The organism is Streptomyces sp. NPDC091282 (assembly GCF_044757385.1).
Lineage (GTDB): Bacteria > Actinomycetota > Actinomycetes > Streptomycetales > Streptomycetaceae > Streptomyces > Streptomyces gramineus.
Genome location: NZ_JBIVUX010000012.1, coordinates 92,351 through 107,535 on the forward strand (window position 1 = coordinate 92,351; position 15,185 = coordinate 107,535).

The following is a 15,185-nucleotide window of genomic DNA, read 5'->3' on the forward strand; positions in this document are numbered from 1 at the left end:
CACCGACGCTCGGGCGGTCAGTGGCAGGTGGTGGCGAAACCGTCGGTGGCCAGCATCTGGCAGAACGCCGAACGGCCCTGCGGATAGCGGCTGATGAGAGAGTTGACGTACCAGCCGCTGGTGGGCGGGAGGGTGATGGGGGCGCTCGGTGAGGTCTGGCCGTCGAACCCGTACCGCCAGTCGACGTCGATGTAGGTGACGGCGCGCACCACGTCCGAGAGGTCGTAGCCGGTGCCGGTGAAGTGGGTCTGGACGCCGTCGACCACGCCGTTGGGCAGTGGTCCGCGATAGGTGACGAGGGTGTGCAGGCGCTGCATGAACGCCGTGTAGTCGGAGTCGGCCTGGGTGCCGTCGGACGCGAGCCGGTCGGACATGCGCTGCACACCGGACTCGGCGACGAGGACGGGCTTGTGGTGCGTCTGCGCCCACCACATCATGCGCAGGATGTTGAGATCGACGGGGTAGGCGTGCGGGAAGGCGTTGACGTTGCCGCCCACGTAGTCGTCGTAGTAGCCCGAGCAGGTGCGCGCGGCGGTGTCCTCGGTGCCGTTCCAGTACGTGGTGCCGTTCTCGCGGTACGGCTGGCACAGGTCGTTGTTGAAGACGCTGACGCCGACCCAGTCCACGACGTCGTCGCCCGGATAGAGCTTGTCGAACTCGCCGCGCACGGGGTGGTAGACGAACTGGACGCGGGTGCCGGCGCCGCTCTGTGCCCGGACGAGCCCCGCCACGTGGCGGAAGGCGTTCTTGTACGGGGTGCAGTCGGCGCCGCCGGTGCAGAAGAAGGGGGAGCTGACCTCGTAGTCGACGCGGATGAGGAAGGTCGCCGAGGGGTGGGCGGCGATGAACGAGGACAGCGCCGTGAACTGCCGGTCGTAGGTGCCCGCCGCGATGGCGGCCGTCGCCTGCTGTGACGCCCGCTCCTTGGCGGCGTTGTCGCCGTTCCAGCCGGGCGGGTCGTCCTTCCAGCTGACGCCGACCTCGATCTGCTTGCCCCGGTCGGCGAGGAAGGAGGCGTAGTCGGTCTCGCAGCCGGTGCCGCAGGCACCGGAGAAGGCGCCGTCGCGGACGCTGTAGTAGACCGAGCCGCCCTGCGGGCTCGCGCCGGTGGCGGAGGTCAGGTCGTTCCAGGCACCGGTGCTGCTCTGGCCGACGAGCAGGGCACGGGCGGCGACGGCGCCGGAGGCGTGGGCGGCGGGGGCGGTGGCGGTGAGGGCGGCGGCGAGGCTGAGCAGGAGCGTTGCCAGTAGTGCGAGTGCGCGCGGCACTGGCGTGCCGAAGGGCACGGGACGGCGCATCGGGGCCTCCTTGGCCGGTGCGGGTGACGGGTCCGGCGGGTGCCGTGGCCCGGTGGGACGGGGCCGTACGGAGCGGACACCGGCCGCCGGATGCGGGCGGCGGCCGGTCGTCCCTGAGCGGGTGGGTCAGTGCTCGCGGTAGGTGGCGTGGTCGAAGTCGGCGAAGGCGCCGTCGGCTCCGATGTCCTGGACCCACAGCCCGAGGAAGGCGCCGGTGAAGGCGGGGCTGGCGGCGCGGCCGTCGGGCGCCTCCTTCTCGCCGGCGTACTCGTCGGACAGGATCGTCGCGTCCAGCGGGGGGCCCAGCGGTGTCCAGTCCTGGCCGGGCGGACGGTGCTCGAAGCGGACGTGCGGCAGGTCGAGCGTCACCCGCAGTTCGACGGGTCCGGTGTCCGGCAGCACCGTCGTGGGCCCCTCCAGCCGCCGGCCGTCGTCGCAGCTGAGGACCGTCAGCACTCTGCGTCCGTCGTCGTCGCGGCTGACGTAGGCGTAGTGCCAGGTGCGGCTGTCGTAGTACGCGGTGACGCCGGCGAGCTGGCGTACGCCGGCCGGGTCGAATTCGACGGACGTCTGGAGCGAGCAGTGGAACGACCCGGCACGGCGGGCGACCAGACTGGGCGTGCGCAGCCCGCGTGGCGACTGGCCGCCGTACAGGCGCAGGTGGGAGGGGCGGGCGGTCAGGTCGGCCCAGTCGGGGGTGGCGGGACGGCGCAGGGTGGCCCAGTGCGGGCCGAGCCGGTCGCCGTCGAAGTCGTCGCGCGCGGGCGGGTGCGGGAACGGGTGGGCGGGGAGCCGGGGAGCGGGGACCTGCCGGGCGGGGATGCCGTCGGCCACCCGGGGCCAGCCGTCCTCGGACCACTCCACCCGCTGCAGGGCAGTCTCCCGGCCGAGCACGCAGCGGCCGAGCGGGCCGTCGGGTCGGCCGGTGAGGTGGGCGAGGTACCACTCGCCGCTCCGGGTGCGGACCAGGCTGCCGTGGCCCGCCTTCTGCAGGGGCAGGTCGGGGCGGCCTCGCGAGGTGAGGGTGGGCCCGGCGGGGTCGGGCTCGTAGGGTCCGAGCAGGGTGCGGGAGCGGGCGACGGTGACCTGGTGGTCCCACGAGGTGCCGCCCTCGGCGGTCATCAGGTAGTAGTGGCCGCCGTGGCGGTACAGGTGGGGTCCCTCCGTGACGCCCGCGGCGGTGCCGTGGAACAGCATGTGGACCTCGCCGGTGAGGCGGCCGGTGGCGCAGTCCCAGCGCTGGGCCTGGATGCCGGCGAAGGGGTCGCGGCGCGGGCGCCAGTCGCCGGTCAGCGAGAGCATCCAGCAGGTGCCGTCCTCGTCGTGGAAGAGCGAGGGGTCGAAGCCGCGGGCGTGCACCGGAACCGGGTCCGACCAGGGGCCGGAGGCCGAGGGGGCGGTGGTGACGTAGTTCTGGGCGTCCCACCAGCCGCCGTGGTGGTTGTCGACGCGGGTGAAGACCAGGTGGAACAGTCCGTGGGCGTACGACAGGCAGGGCGCCCACACGCCGCCCGAGTCGGGGACACCGGACAGGTCCAGCAGCCGCACGCTGTCGAGGGCGCCGGGCAGCGGGCGCCAGTGGACCAGGTCGCGGGAGTGGTGGATGCGGACGCCCGGGTGCCATTCGAAGGTGGAGGTGGCGAGGTAGTGGTCCTCGCCGACGCGCAGGATCGAGGGGTCGGGGTGGAAGCCGGGCAGGACGGGATTGGTGAGCGTGCCGGGCTGCTGCGCGGACGTCGTGTCCGGGGCGGCGGCCTTGGTGGCTCCGGTGGTCATGTATGCCTTTCCGAGGGGGCGTCGGGCGGTCACTTGCCGAAACCGGCGGTCAGTCCGCCGAGCAGGTGGCGGCGGCCGAAGAGGTACGCGGCGAGCAGCGGCAGCAGGGACAGCACGACCGCCGCCATGGTCGCGGGGACGTTGATGCCGCCCTGCTGGCCCTGGTAGTTCCACAGGCCGAGGGTCACCGTGCGGCGGGCGTCGCTCTGGGTGAGGACCAGGGGGAAGATGAAGCCGTTCCAGGCGCCGAGCGCGGTGTAGACGCCGACGGTGACCAGGCCGGGCCGGGTCAGCGGCAGCACCAGGGACCGCAGGACGTGGGCGGGTTTCGCGCCGTCCACGGTCATCGCCTCGTACAGCTCGCCGGGGATGTCGCGCATGGTGGAGGTGAGCACGAGGATGGCCATGGGCAGGGAGAACGCGGCTGTCGGCAGGACGATCGCGGTGAGGGTGTCGTAGGTGTGCAGCCGGGTGATCAGCAGGTAGACGGGCACGATGGTGGCCTGCGCGGGGATCGCGAGGCCCATCAGCATCACCGAGAACCCGGCGGAGACGAGACGGCTGCGGCTGCGTACGACGGCGTACGCGGCCGGAAGGGCGAGGGCGAGCACCAGGGCGACGGTGAACACCGTGACGAGGATGCTGTTCCACAGGTAGGTGGCGAAGCCGGAGTCCAGGACCGTGCGGTAGTTGGACAGCACGATGTGGTGCGGCAGCGACAGCGGTCCGGCGTCCAGGTAGTCGCTCTTCTCGCGCAGGCTGGAGGCCAGCACGTAGTAGAGCGGCACCGCCACGATCACCAGCCACACCGCTGCGCCCAGGGCGCCCAGCCGGTCCGGCCGCCGGTGGCGGCGCGGGCGGCGGCCGGGGCCGCGGACCGCGCGCGGCCGGGGCGGGCGGGGCGGTGCCTGGCGGGGGGCGGTGTCGGTCGGGGTGAGGGTCTTGGCGCTCATCACAGTCCTTCCCGCTGGCTGGCCATGCGCCGGAAGCCGGTGACGCGGACCACCAGCAGGGACAGGGTGGTGCCGGCGACGAGCAGGAGTACCGCGAGGACGCTGGCGTAGCCCATGTCGAAGCTGCTGAAGCCGGTCAGGTACATGTGCAGCGGCAGGATGCGGGTGGAGGTGCCGGGGCCGCCGTTGGTGAGGATCAGCACGATGTCGAAGTAGGTGAGGGAGCCGACCAGGATCAGCACCGAGGAGGTGACGACGGTGTTGCGCAGCTGGGGCAGGGTGATGGAGAAGAACTGCCGCCACCGCTCGGCGCCGTCGATGGTGGCCGCCTCGTAGAGCTGGGCGGGCACCTGGCGGGCGGCGGCCTGGTAGAGCAGGGTGTGAAAGGGCACGAACTGCCAGGTGACGACGGCCATGACGGTCCACAGCGCGAGGTGCGGGTCGCCGATGAAGTTGCCGTCGTCGACGCCGAGCCAGGGTCCGATGGTGTGCGCGAGGCCGAAGTTGGGGTCCAGCAGCGCGGAGAACAGCAGGGCGACCGCGGCGCTCGACATCAGCAGGGGGACGAAGAACAGCGTGCTGAGGACGGCCCGGCCGCGCTGGTGCCCGGCGCACCAGACGCCGAGGGGAAGGCAGATGAGGGTCTGCACGGCCCAGGTGACGACGGTCAGCAGCAGGGACAGCCGCAGCGACTGGCCGAGTTGGGGATCGTGCAGCAGGCGGGACCAGTTGGCCGTGCCGGCCCAGTGCGGGCTGCCCAGGCCGCTCCACCGGCAGAAGCTGAGGGCGACGACCAGGGCCATGGGGACGACGGCGAACAGGGCGAAGTAGAGCAGGGCGGGGACGGCCCAGAGGGCGCCGGGCCGTCCGTCGCTCCGGCGGGCGGCGGTGCCGCTCACTCGGTGTCCATGGCGGAGACGAACTGCCGCGGGGTGGACTGCTTGTTGAAGACCTTCTGGAGTTCGGTGAGCAGCTTCTGCGCGGTGGCCGGGTCGAGGGCCTGGTCCCAGGACTGGGTGTACGACGGGGCCTGTTCGACCAGGCCGTACACGAAGGTGGTGTAGTCGGCGTGCGGGCCGGACTTGAGCTGGTCCTCGATGCCCGCGATGGCGGGGACCTGGCCGATGCCGATGAGGTCCTTGACGTACGAGGGTTCGGCGACGGTCCTGGTGACGAAGTCGACGGCGGCGGCCCGGTTCTTCGACTTGGCCGTGACGGAGAAGAAGTTGGAGGGGTTGCCGACGATGTCCTTCGGGTCGCCCTTGCCGTGCGGGACGGTCGGGAAGGTGGTCCAGCCGAGCTTGCCCTGCTTGACGAAGTCGGGGGCGGTGGCGAGCTGGCCGGCGTACTCCCAGGAGCCCATCAGCTCCATCCCGGCGCGGCCCTTGGACAGCAGGGCGTCGGCGCCGCCCGAATCCTGGCCGACCGAACCGTAGTTGGTGCCGAAGGCGCCTCGGTCGACGAGGTCACGGATCATGGTGAGGGCGGTGGTGACCGCGGGATCCTTCCAGGCGCCGGGCTTGCCGGCCTGGATGCCGGCGAACACCTGGGGGCCGCCGACGCGGTCGAGCAGGTACTCGATCCACATCAGCTCGGTCCAGGCCTGGGAACCGGCGAGCGCGATCGGGGTGACGCCCTCGGCCTTCATCCTGTCGACGGCATCGAGGAGGTCCTGCCAGGTCGCGGGCGGCTCGTCGATGCCGGCCTTGGCGAAGACGTCCTTGTTGTAGAAGAGCGCGACCGGCTGCACGCCTTCCATCGGCACGCCGTAGATCTTGCCGTCGATGGTGCCGCCGGCCAGGACGCTCGGCAGGAACTTCGCCTTGAAGGCGGGGTCGAGGTCGCCGCTCAGGTCGGCGACGTCGCCGGACTTGACGTAGGTGGAGAGGTTGCCGCCGCCCCAGTTGAGGAAGACGTCGGGGGCGTTCGGCGAGCCGAGGGCGGTCTGGAGCTTCTGCTTGTAGGGGTCGTTGACGAAGAACTCGATGTTCGCCTCGGAGTCCTTCGCCGAGGCGTTGTACGCGGCGACGGACTTCTTCTGCATCGGGTTGAGCGCCGTGTCCTGCAAGGACCACACGCTGACCTTGTCGGCGGCGCCGGTGCTGCTTCCGGGTCCGCTGCTGCCGCACGCGGTAGCGGTGGCCGCCAGGACCGTGGCGGTCGCCAGGGCGGTGGCGGTTCTGAGGGTCAGGGCACGCTTCATCGGGGGAACACGCTCCTCCGGGAGCCGGAAGATTGCGGCTCCACTCGACCGAAAGTTACGATAGTTTCTGCGTGGAGGAACGTAGGGTTTCCGATCGTCAGCGTCAACGCGGCGGCAGGTAACAGTGCGGTCACGGGCGTCCGCCGGGGGTGAGCCCCCCGGAGACAGGAGGCGTCCCGGTGGTGTCCTCTACGCTGGCCGCGACCGTCCGAGAGCAGCGAGGTGACCGTGGTCGACAGCGACCGCCCGACAGCGACCGAGCAGGCAGACCCGCCCGCCCGCGTGACGATCGCGGAGATCGCGCGTGAGGCCGGGGTGTCGGTGGCCACGGTCTCCAAGGTGCTCAACGGCCATTCGCACGTCGCCGAGGCCACCCGCGAGAAGATCGAGGCACTGCTGGAGGGCCACAACTACGTGCGCCGCCGCAGCCGTCCCACCCACACCGTCGGCCTGATCGACCTGGTCATCAACGAACTGGACAGCCCCTGGTCGGTCGAGGTCGTGCGGGGCGTCGAGGAGACCACCGCGCAGCACGGCAGCGGCCTGGTGGTCACCGCGGTGCACGGCCGGCCCGCCGACACGCTGCGCTGGCTGGACAACCTCACCCGGCGCGGGAGCGACGGCGTGATCCTCGCCGTCACGGCCCTCGCCAAGGGGCAGCGCCGCAAGGTGCAGGACCTCGGCGTCCCGCTGGTCGTCGTGGATCCCGTGGGCAACCCCGACCCCGCCATCCCCTCGGTCGGCGCGACCAACTGGCACGGCGGACTCGCCGCCACGCAGCACCTGCTGGAACTCGGCCACCGCAGGATCGGCATCGTCACCGGGCCCGACGACGTGCTCAGCGCCCGCGCCCGCCTCGACGGCTACCGCGCCGCGCTGGAGAGCGCCGGGGTCGGCGTCGACCCGCGGCTGGAGGTCCGGGGCGACTTCCACCACGAGACGGGCTTCACCGGCGCCCGGCAGCTGCTCGCGCTGCCCGAGCCGCCCACCGCGATCTTCGCCAGCAGCGATCTGCAGGCCCTCGGCGCCTACGACGCGGTGCGCCGGGCCGGGCTCCAGGTCGGGCGGGACATCAGCATCGTCGGCTTCGACGACCTGCCCGTCGCCGCCTGGGCCTCGCCGCCGCTGACGACCGTGCGGCAGCCGCTCAGCGACATGGCGGCGATGGCCGCCCGCATCGTCCTGCAGGGCGTGGACAACGTGCTCACCGGCGGCATGCACCGCCTGGAGCTGGCGACCGCGCTGGTCGAACGCGAGAGCACCGGGCGACCGCCGGCCCGGTAGGAACGGCTCGCTCCGCAGGGGTCCCGTCCGCGGGGCCCCTGTTTCGCGTGCGCCGACACGGGCCGCCCCACGCCGATCCGGAGTGATCCGGCGCGATCCATTGACGCGCACCCCACGAGCTTCTACGGTTCCGGATCGAAAACACAGCGACAGTTTCTGGTCTCAGATGTCGTTCTTTCGCAGACCACTCTCCTGCGCCGCCGCACCAGGCCCCCGCGGCTTCAGCAGCCCTTCCGCACCCACAGCCAGGGAGTCCGCCTTGAGACTTCGCACCGCCCTGACGGCGTCCGCCACCGCGGTGGCCGCCACGCTCGCCCTGCTCACGGCGGGCACGGCGCCCAGCACCGCCGCCAGCACCACCGCGAGCGACACGACGAGCGCCGCGCTCACCGCGCGCAATCTGCCCGCCGACGGCAAGATCCTGCCCGTGATGGGGCAGGACTCCGACACGCTGTCCGACTACAAGACGCAGGTCCTGGACAACACCGCCCTCAACGCCCCTCAGCCCGGCGGCGTCACCCTCTACACCAACCTCGTCGAGGGCGGCAGCCCCGCGCCGCTGGCGGGGATGTTCTCCCCCGCCGACTGGGGCAGCGGCACCGTCGACTTCAACAAGACGCTCGGCCAGTATCCGGGCGCGGCCCTCGCCGTCGGCCTGTACCTGTCGGACGCCACCGCGGGCTGCGGCAACCAGCCGCTGCGCGCGATCATCGGCCGCTCGGACGCCGACATCACCCCGCAGCTCACCCAGCAGTACCGCGGCGACATCGACCGCATGCTCAACCAGTTCAAGTCCTGGGGCCGCCCGGTCTTCCTGCGCATCGGCTACGAGTTCGACGGCCCCTGGAACTGCTACAACGCCGACTACTACAAGCAGGCCTTCCAGTACATCAAGGGCCGCATCGACGCACTCGGCGCGGCGAAGGTCGCCACCGTGTGGCAGTCCGCCGCATGGCCGCTGAACGCCTCCCCCGACCACCCCGAGTACAACTACACGGTCACCGACGCCAACCACCTCAACCCCTGGTACCCCGGTGACCAGTACGTGGACTACGTGGGCCTGTCCGACTTCTACAACTCCGGTTCGCTGGCGACCCAATGGGGCTGCAGCAGCTACGACGTCAACCCCGTCACCCTGCAGAACCGGGTGCTGGACTTCGCCCGCTCCCACGGCAAACCGGTCATGATCGCGGAAGCCTCGCCGCAGGGCTACAGCACCTCGGGCCACACCAAGAGCTGCATCATGAAGAAGAATCCCCAGGCCACCAGCGCCGGCACGCTGCTCAGCGAGTGGTACGCGGGCTACTGGTCCTGGATCGAGCAGAACAGCGACGTCATCCGCGTCGCCGCGTACATCAACACCGACTGGGACGCCCAGACCCAGTGGCAGTGCGCGAACGGCGCGCCCGCCGGCGGCACCGGCTGCGCCAACGGCTACTGGGGCGACGCCCGCGTCCAGGCCGACCCGGCCGTCCGGGACGCGTTCCTCGGCGAACTCCGCAAGTGCGTCTTCGTGGGCGGCACGAGCGGCACCTGCGCGGGCGGTGGCACGTCAGGCGGTTCGACGGGCGGCTCGACCGGCGGTGGCACGTCCGGCGGCTCCACCGGCGGGTCGACGGGCGGCTCCACCGGCGGCACCACTCCGCCGCCGAGCGGTGACTTCACCCAGGGAGTGGCCACCGGGGGTAGCGGCCACGACACCATCTGGTTCAAGCCGAGCGGCGCGGCCGAGACCTTCGTCGCCGTGCACTACTCCCTGGCGGGCGGCGGCCAGCTCAACTACATGGCCACCTACAACAGTTCCACCGCCCGCTGGGAACTGCCCGTCACCGTGCCCGCGGGCACCACCCTCACCTACTACTTCGACTACCAGCCCACCACCCAGACGTACCAGAACACCACGCCCCACTACACCTTCACCGGCTGAGCGCCGAGACCCGGGCGGCGCCCCCGACCAGGTGTCGGGGTCGCCGCCCGGACGATCACGTGGTCAGGACAGCGGAGGCCGGCAGGCGAGCCAGTCGGCGTAGTTCACGCTCCCGATGCGCGCTCCGGGCGGCGCGACGAGGGCGTCCTCGGGGACCGCGCCGAACAGACCCGCCGACTCGTCCACCACGACCGTGCGCCGGTCACCGGTTGCCCGCAGGGTGATGCGGCCCAGTTCGTCCAGCGGGAAGACGTCGGGTCCCGCGGCGTTGACGATGCCGTCGACCGGTGGGCCGGTCGCCACGTCGGCCAGTGTGCCGACGACGTCGTCCACGGCGACCGGCTGCAGCCTGGTCGTGGGGAGGCGGACGATGTCGTCCTCGCTGGTCCACGACATGATGGGTTCCACGAACTCCATGAACTGCGTGGCCCGTACGACCGAGGAGGGGATGGGGCCCGACCTGATGAGATCCTCCTGAAGAACCTTGGCCGTGTAGTAGGCGACGTCCGGCACCCGGTCGATCCCGACGATCGACAGCAGGACGACGTGGCCGACGCCCGCCGTGCCTGCGGCCGCGAGAAGGTTCAGCGTGGTGCTGCGGAAGAACGGCGATGCGGCCGCGTCGAAGGACGGCGCGTCGATCGTGAGCACGACGACGTCGACCGAGCGGAGCGCGTCCGGCAGTCCCGCGCCCGTCAGGAGGTCGAGACCCGTGGACCTGCCGTGGGACGTCGTCTCGTGCCCGGTCGCCCGCAGCCTCTCCACGAGCCTCGTACCGACGAAGCCGGTGCCGCCGATCACGGCTGTCTTCATGCCTGCGCCCCTTGGTGGAGTGACCTGTGCCTTCGACCGTAGGTCGGCACGGTGACGGCTGCCGCCAGGGCTACGCCATGTGGCCCCGGACGGATCAACCCGGCGCTCCCGGGTCGTCGGTCTTGAGACTGGCTCCGGTGTCGGAGACGAAGACGACCAGGAGCTTGGCCGCCTTGGTCGTGCTGGTGTTCTCGGTCAGGAGGTGATGGGCTCCTGGCTCCTCGACCCAGTTCTGCCCCTGGTGGTACACGGTCACCGGCTTGTCGGCCAGCTGACTGCGCACGGTGCCTTCGAGGACGTAGGCGTACACGAACGCCTGGCCGTGCCGGTGCGGCGCGGCGCGCGCGTCGGGCGGGAGGTCGACGATCGCCGAGGTGAACGTCTTGCCCTTCACGTTCGGCAGAGCCTGCTGCACCAGCAGGTCGAGGTGATCCGTGGGGCGTGTCGATGACGACGCGGCAACCCTGGCTTCCCCGGCCCGTGCGCTCGGATCCAGGCTTGCGCAGGCGGTGGCCGTGGTCAGCGTGGCGACTGCCAGCAGGCCACCGGCGATCCGTGGTCCGATCATGATCGGTCTCCTGTCGGGTCTGCGGTGATGCTGATGTCCGCTCGCCGGAGGAGCGGCTCACGCGGAGAGACCGGGCATGTGAAAGCCGGGCGAGCGGGCGCTTCCACCGTTGCTCGCGGATGAGCCCCGTCCGACGGGTCCCGGGCATGTCCAGCTTAGGAGGCCTCTCGCGGCCCGGCATCGGCTGCGGCCGCGCCCTGCGCCGGCCCCTGGGGCTGCTGCTCCGGTCCGACTACGTTCCCGCGGGTTTCAGCCCCATGCCCCAGGTCATCTGGTCCGGCGGCTGGCATCGTGACTCCCACGACCCACACCGCGGTGAACCCACGAGCGCGCACCCACGGGGACGACGGGAACACCGCCCGCATCGAGAGGAGTGCCGGATCGATGACGACCATGCGTGCCGTACGAGCCCACAAGCGGGGTGGGCCGGAACAACTGGTGTACGAGAACGCGCCGCGCCCCGTACCGGCCGCGGGCGAGGTGCTCGTGTCCGTGCACGCCGCCTCCGTCACGAACGGCGAACTCGCCTGGGACGCGACCTGGACCGACAGTTTCGACGGCAGCGGCAGCGACCGGACGCCGATCGTGCCGTCTCACGAGGTCAGCGGTGTCGTGGCCGAACTCGGCCCCGGCGTCACCGGTCTGTCCGTGGGGGACGAGGTGTACGGGCTGATCCCGTTCACCCGCAACGGAGCGGCCGCGGAGTACGTCGCCGCTCCGGCGGACGTACTGGCGGCGAAGCCGTCACGGCTCGCCCATGGCGACGCGGCCGCCGTCCCGCTGGCCGCCCTCACGGCCTGGCAGGCACTCGTCGGCAAGGCCTCGCTGGCTTCCGGGCAGCACGTCCTGGTCCACGGGGGTGCCGGAGGCGTCGGCTCGTTCGCCGTGCAGATCGCGGCGGCACTCGGCGCGCGGGTGACGGCAACGGCGGCCGCGCGGAACCGTGACTTCGTCTCGGGGCTCGGCGCCGACCGGGTCGTCGACTACGCCGGTGAACGCTTCGAGGACCTTGTCGACGGCGCCGACGTGGTGCTGGACACCGTGGGCGGCGAGACCCTGGCCCGTTCATGGCCGGTGCTTCGCCCCGGCGGGACCCTGGTCAGCATCGTGCAGCCGCCGGACGCCGATGACGCCGCCGCGCGCGGCGCACGCGGGGTGTTCTTCGTCGTGGAGCCCGACCGTCCCGGTCTGGAGGCGATCACCGCACTGATTGACGACGGTCGGCTCAAGCCGGTCGTGGACCGGGTGGTCCCGCTGTCCGCGACCCGTGGCGCCTACGAGGCCCTGGAGTCGGAGCACCCGCGCGGGAAGATCGTGATCCGGGTGGTCGAGGACGACGGCGACGGCGTCACCGGCTGAACGCCGACCTCGCGGGTCACCGGGCCTCCGCCCGGTGACCCGGTGCCCTCATCGGCCGCGGGACGACACGCACCCGCCGCCTACCCCGCGAGCCGACGTGCCCGACTCGATACTGGGCGGCATGCGCGTCGAATACTCCCCCGAGGCGATGAGCGGTGCCGACTTCTACCGGCTGCTGACCTCGGTCGTCGTCCCGCGGCCGATCGCCTGGGTATCCACGGTCACGCCGGACGGGGACACCGAGAACCTGGCACCGCACTCCTTCTTCAGCATCGCCAGCACCGACCCGCCGATCGTCCAGTTCACGTCGATCGGGCGCAAGGACTCGTTGCGGAACGTCGAGGACACCGGGGAGTTCGTCGTCAATTTCTCCTCCGAGCCACTCCTGCACCTGATCAACGCCACGGCCATCGACTTTCCCCGGTCGGTCAGCGAGTTCGGCACCGCCGGTATCGAGCGCGAGGCCAGCAGGAGCGTCCGGCCCCCGCGAGTGGCCGCCTCCCACGCGGTGCTGGAATGCCGGTCCCACACCACCCTGCGCATGGGCAACTCCACCCTGGTCTTCGGGCGTGTCCTGCACGCGGCGGTGGACGAGGACTGTCTCGTCGACGGCCGGCCCGACAGTGAGCGACTGCGTCCGCTCACCAAGCTCGGCGGCGACGAATGGGGCACCCTCGGCGACATCGTGCATCTGAACCGGATCCCGTACGAGGAGCCCGGGACGCGGTGACGAGCCGCCGCACCGATGGACTCCGGCTCCGCGTGGGGCTCAGTCCTTGACCTCGGCCACGGGATTCTGCCATGGCCATCGCCCGGTGATCTCGAGTTCCAGAGAAAAGCTGAGGAAGGTACGGATGCCGACGATCACGGCCAGCACTCCGACGCTTTCGTACGTCGGTGCCACGGCGACCGTACGAATGATGTCCCCGGCCACGAGAAACTCCAGCCCCAGCAGGATCGACTGCCCGATGCGACGGCGACAGCCGCGATAGACGTCCGTTTGCCCGCGCACGAGTCGTACAGCCGCCATCACGGTCGCCAAGAGCGTCCCCACGACGATGATCGCCACGCCCGCGGCGTCCACGGCACGACCGACCTGCTCCACGACGGGTTGGAATTCCACGGTGTCCCTCTCACGCCGACCTGGATCCACTCGCTTGCGGTCCGCGACCTCCACGACAGGCCGCGGGCGGCTCAGCGCATTCCGTCGAGCACGTCGTCGGTCGACAGCAAGGCATGCGCGAAAAAGCGGTAGTTGATGATCGCGGCCTGATACCCGTCGCCCCATTCCGGGTGCCGGGGACCGGCTGTCGCATCCCTGACCACCGCGACCTCGAACCCCTCCTCGATGAGGTGACGCATGTGGGACTCGACGCACATGTTCGCCAGCATCCCGCCCAGGATGATCTTCTGCATTCCCCGCTTGCGCAGTTGCAGCGCCAGGTCGTTGGATTCGGGACCGAACACCTTGTGCGGGCTGGCGACCACCGTTTTCCCGTCTTCGATGTAGGGCTTGAAACGGTCCACCCAGTCCGCCCCCGAGTTCCGGAAGCCGGCGAGATCGAGCTGTCCGGCCCGTGCGAATGTGCGGGTCTCCAGCTCGCTCGTCTCGAGCGGGCCGTTCATTCGCCATCCGTGATCGGTCGGATAGAAATAGTGAGGCGAGATGAAGACTTCATATCCGCCCGCTTTCGCCGCCTCGAATATTCTCTCCATATTCTCGACGGTCCTGTTCTCCGTGACGCTCTCCCCCACCACGTCCCAGTTCGCACCGTCTTCGCTCAGCACGTCGTTCTGTGGGTCAATGAACACCACGGCCGTGTCGGTCCTCTTGAATTCCACCTGACGCTCCTCACCACGTCCTTTCATTCCACCTTGCCCCATCACAGAGCGTTCCGCAGCGCCTTTCGCCGGCCTGCGGACAGCAGCCCGCGTTGTCCTTCCCGACGGCCGGGACTAGCGTGGTGCGTGGGAATGGACGTCATATGCCGTGGGGCCACGACACCGCGCAGAGGGAGCAGCCTTCGGCTCCGCGACGGCCGCCCATGGCCGAGCGCATGCGACCGGCACGTGGGTGGGTCTGACGGATTCGATGCCGGAGGGTGCAGGAGGTAGATGTGCTTCCCACGCGACACAAGTCAGCGACCGTCATGGGGCAGAAGGTCTTCTACCGAGAAGCGGGCCCCAGCGACGCGCCGGTCGTGCTGCTGCTCCACGGATTCCCGAGCAGCTCACACATGTTCCGCCATCTCGTCCCCGCACTGGCCGACGACTACCACGTGATCGCCACGGACCATATCGGGTACGGTCACTCGGCCATGCCGAAGGTGGACGAGTTCGACTACACCTTCGACAACCTGGCGGCGGTCACCGCCGGGCTGCTGGAGCAGCTGGGCATCCGGCGCTTCGCGATCTATGTGCACGACTACGGGGCGCCGATCGGGTGGCGGCTGGCACTCAGCCCTTCCTTCGACGTCAGCGCGATCATCTCGCAGAGCGGGAACGCGTACATGGAGGGTTTCGCCCAGCCCTTCTGGGACGATCTGTTCGCGTACGCCACCGAGCCCAGCCGGGAGACGGAGCCGGGCGCGCGCGCCAAGTTCAGCCCCAGCACGACGCGTTGGCAGTACGAGAACGGCGCGTCCGACGCCAGTCTCGTCAGCCCGGACACCTGGATGTTCGACCAACTGCTGCTGGAGCGGCCCGGGAACGACGAGATCCAGCTCGCCCTGTTCCGTGACTATCCCACGAACATCGAGGGCTACCCGAAGCTGCAGGAGTACTTCCGCAGCAGTCAGGTGCCGCTGCTCGCGGTGTGGGGCGAACGGGACGAGATCTTCGGGCCGGACGGCGCGCGTGCGTTCTCGCGCGACCTGCCCGAGGCCGAGGTGCACCTGCTGCCCGCCGGGCACTTCGCCCTCGAGACACACCTGGACGCCATCAGCGGGTACATCCACGGTTTCCTCGGGCGTGTCCTCACCTGAACCTGAGAGACGGGCGGTGA

At 70.6% G+C, this 15,185-nt stretch carries 14 protein-coding genes; 5 read left to right on the forward strand and 9 right to left on the reverse strand.

Features of this window, described 5'->3' with window-relative positions:
* Window positions 1-17: 17 nt before the first annotated feature.
* From ACIQOE_RS38155 to ACIQOE_RS38175, 5 genes are all read right to left on the reverse strand, one after another.
* Window positions 18-1,298, reverse strand: coding sequence for a hypothetical protein (locus ACIQOE_RS38155; protein ID WP_401416583.1), 1,281 nt, complete (start codon window positions 1,296-1,298; stop codon window positions 18-20).
* Between the two features lie 126 nt (window positions 1,299-1,424).
* A complete protein-coding gene (locus ACIQOE_RS38160) occupies window positions 1,425-3,074 on the reverse strand; it encodes a glycoside hydrolase family 43 protein (RefSeq protein ID WP_401416585.1) in 1,650 nt (549 codons plus the stop codon).
* A 29-nt stretch (window positions 3,075-3,103) separates the two neighbouring features.
* A complete protein-coding gene (locus tag ACIQOE_RS38165) occupies window positions 3,104-4,027 on the reverse strand; it encodes a carbohydrate ABC transporter permease (protein WP_365564023.1) in 924 nt (307 codons plus the stop codon).
* Window positions 4,027-4,926 (reverse strand): sugar ABC transporter permease, encoded by a 900-nt coding sequence (locus tag ACIQOE_RS38170; RefSeq protein ID WP_351324835.1) that lies wholly within the window; start codon window positions 4,924-4,926, stop codon window positions 4,027-4,029. Before ACIQOE_RS38170 ends, ACIQOE_RS38165 begins: the two co-directional genes overlap by 1 nt.
* Entirely contained in the window at window positions 4,923-6,230 is a 1,308-nt protein-coding gene (locus ACIQOE_RS38175; RefSeq protein WP_401416589.1) for an extracellular solute-binding protein, read from the reverse strand. Before ACIQOE_RS38175 ends, ACIQOE_RS38170 begins: the two co-directional genes overlap by 4 nt.
* 222 nt (window positions 6,231-6,452) lie before the next feature.
* Between ACIQOE_RS38175 and ACIQOE_RS38180 the strand changes: the two genes are divergently transcribed.
* Both ACIQOE_RS38180 and ACIQOE_RS38185 read left to right on the forward strand, forming a co-directional pair.
* Window positions 6,453-7,514 carry a LacI family DNA-binding transcriptional regulator gene (locus ACIQOE_RS38180; RefSeq protein WP_365564019.1) on the forward strand — a complete coding sequence of 354 codons (1,062 nt, stop codon included), beginning with the start codon at window positions 6,453-6,455 and terminating at the stop codon, window positions 7,512-7,514.
* A gap of 259 nt (window positions 7,515-7,773) precedes the next feature.
* Window positions 7,774-9,441: an endo-1,3-beta-xylanase gene (locus ACIQOE_RS38185; protein ID WP_401416591.1), complete on the forward strand. Its 1,668-nt coding sequence runs from the start codon at window positions 7,774-7,776 to the stop codon at window positions 9,439-9,441.
* A gap of 63 nt (window positions 9,442-9,504) precedes the next feature.
* Here the strand turns inward: ACIQOE_RS38185 and ACIQOE_RS38190 are convergent, their stop codons facing one another.
* Window positions 9,505-10,254, reverse strand: coding sequence for an SDR family oxidoreductase (locus ACIQOE_RS38190; RefSeq protein ID WP_401416594.1), 750 nt, complete (start codon window positions 10,252-10,254; stop codon window positions 9,505-9,507).
* 94 nt (window positions 10,255-10,348) lie between these two features.
* Window positions 10,349-10,822, reverse strand: a complete 474-nt coding sequence (locus ACIQOE_RS38195; protein ID WP_351937818.1) for a cupin domain-containing protein — start codon at window positions 10,820-10,822, stop codon at window positions 10,349-10,351.
* Between the two features lie 384 nt (window positions 10,823-11,206).
* Between ACIQOE_RS38195 and ACIQOE_RS38200 the strand changes: the two genes are divergently transcribed.
* Both ACIQOE_RS38200 and ACIQOE_RS38205 read left to right on the forward strand, forming a co-directional pair.
* Entirely contained in the window at window positions 11,207-12,181 is a 975-nt protein-coding gene (locus ACIQOE_RS38200) for an NADP-dependent oxidoreductase (protein ID WP_401416596.1), read from the forward strand.
* A gap of 121 nt (window positions 12,182-12,302) precedes the next feature.
* A complete protein-coding gene (locus tag ACIQOE_RS38205) occupies window positions 12,303-12,911 on the forward strand; it encodes a flavin reductase family protein (protein ID WP_362640746.1) in 609 nt (202 codons plus the stop codon).
* 39 nt (window positions 12,912-12,950) lie between these two features.
* Here the strand turns inward: ACIQOE_RS38205 and ACIQOE_RS38210 are convergent, their stop codons facing one another.
* Both ACIQOE_RS38210 and ACIQOE_RS38215 read right to left on the reverse strand, forming a co-directional pair.
* Complete coding sequence (locus tag ACIQOE_RS38210; RefSeq protein WP_365575656.1) at window positions 12,951-13,304, reverse strand: DUF1622 domain-containing protein; 354 nt, start codon at window positions 13,302-13,304, stop codon at window positions 12,951-12,953.
* Between the two features lie 71 nt (window positions 13,305-13,375).
* Window positions 13,376-14,023 carry a cysteine hydrolase gene (locus ACIQOE_RS38215; protein WP_401416598.1) on the reverse strand — a complete coding sequence of 216 codons (648 nt, stop codon included), beginning with the start codon at window positions 14,021-14,023 and terminating at the stop codon, window positions 13,376-13,378.
* Window positions 14,024-14,298: 275 nt separating this feature from the next.
* Between ACIQOE_RS38215 and ACIQOE_RS38220 the strand changes: the two genes are divergently transcribed.
* Window positions 14,299-15,165, forward strand: coding sequence for an alpha/beta fold hydrolase (locus ACIQOE_RS38220; protein ID WP_401416600.1), 867 nt, complete (start codon window positions 14,299-14,301; stop codon window positions 15,163-15,165).
* Window positions 15,166-15,185: the final 20 nt, after the last annotated feature.